Source organism: Glycocaulis sp., assembly GCF_052168375.1.
In the GTDB taxonomy this organism is placed as follows: Bacteria; Pseudomonadota; Alphaproteobacteria; order Caulobacterales; family Maricaulaceae; genus Glycocaulis.
Genome location: NZ_JBQLZR010000161.1, coordinates 1 through 1,116 on the forward strand (window position 1 = coordinate 1; position 1,116 = coordinate 1,116).

Genomic DNA, 1,116 nt, shown 5'->3' on the forward strand with positions numbered 1-1,116 from the left:
GCCGCCTTCGGCGCCATTTGCGGTGTCGGGGGAGGAAAGTCCGGGCTCCACGGAAACAGGGTGCCGGGTAACGCCCGGCGGGGGCGACCCCAGGGAAAGTGCCACAGAAAGCAAACCGCCCTCCGAAGCTTCGGCGTAGGAGGGTAAGGGTGAAAGGGTGCGGTAAGAGCGCACCGCGCCGCCGGCAACGGGGGCGGCACGGCAAACCCCACCCGGAGCAAGATCAAGTAGGGACGGCCGGCGGGCCTTCGGGCCCGCCACGCGGGTTTCCGCGCCGCCGTCCGGGTCGATCGCGCGAGGCGCCCGGCAACGGGCGTCCCAGATGAATGGCCATCGCCATGGGAAACCATGGGACAGAACCCGGCTTACAGGCCGTCTGGCGTTTTATTTCCCCCTCATCAGTTGCTGCCACCGGGCCGCTGCTGGCACCGCCGGCGCTGGAATTCCCGATTCCCGCCGCTTTTTTGCCCTAGATAGAACAAAGAACGAACAAACAAAGATGACAGGTTCCATTGGGTCTTATTTGTGGTTCTTCTGATTTGAACCACAAGGGGTGCCACAAGTACTGGCCGAAGGCCTTGAGGATCACTTTAAGCTCTTGTTAACCCGTAATAATTACTTGTTCTCGGCATTGACACCCATAAAATCCCATGATATCCCAAATCATACCATGATGCGGGTAGGCTACGGCAAGCTGTGCCATGTCGCGGATCACGGGATGGCAGCGATTACCAGTCAGGGGGCGTCGGGCCCCGGGGGAATCAGGTGGCGATCTTCATTGGCACCTTTGAGAACAAGGTGGATCAGAAGGGGCGGGTCTCCGTCCCTTCTCAGTTCCGCAATGCGCTCACGGGCCTGTCCTTTCCCGGCATCGTCGCCTTTCCGTCGCACCGTGTCGACGCCATCGAAGGCTGCGGCATGGACTTCATGGAGGACCTCATCGCGCGCGTCGGCAAGTACGACCTGTTCTCGGAAACCCAGGACGCCCTGGCCACCACGATCTTCGCCGAATCCCAGCAGCTTCCCTTCGACAGCACCGGCCGCATCGTGCTGCCCGAGGGCCTGCGCGCCGCCGCCGGCATCGCCGACAAGGCCGCCTTCGTCGGCATGGGCCAC

1 protein-coding gene and 1 other RNA gene are annotated in these 1,116 nt (G+C 62.5%); both read left to right on the top strand.

Translation table 11 applies throughout. The annotated features are described in order from the left end of the window. Positions 1-384, top strand: an RNA gene (gene rnpB / locus ACTS2Z_RS06315) — RNase P RNA component class A; the annotation flags it as partial. Positions 385-765: 381 nt separating this feature from the next. Then, on the top strand, positions 766-1,116 hold a 351-nt coding region (locus ACTS2Z_RS06320), incomplete at its 3' end, for a division/cell wall cluster transcriptional repressor MraZ (protein ID WP_442572371.1).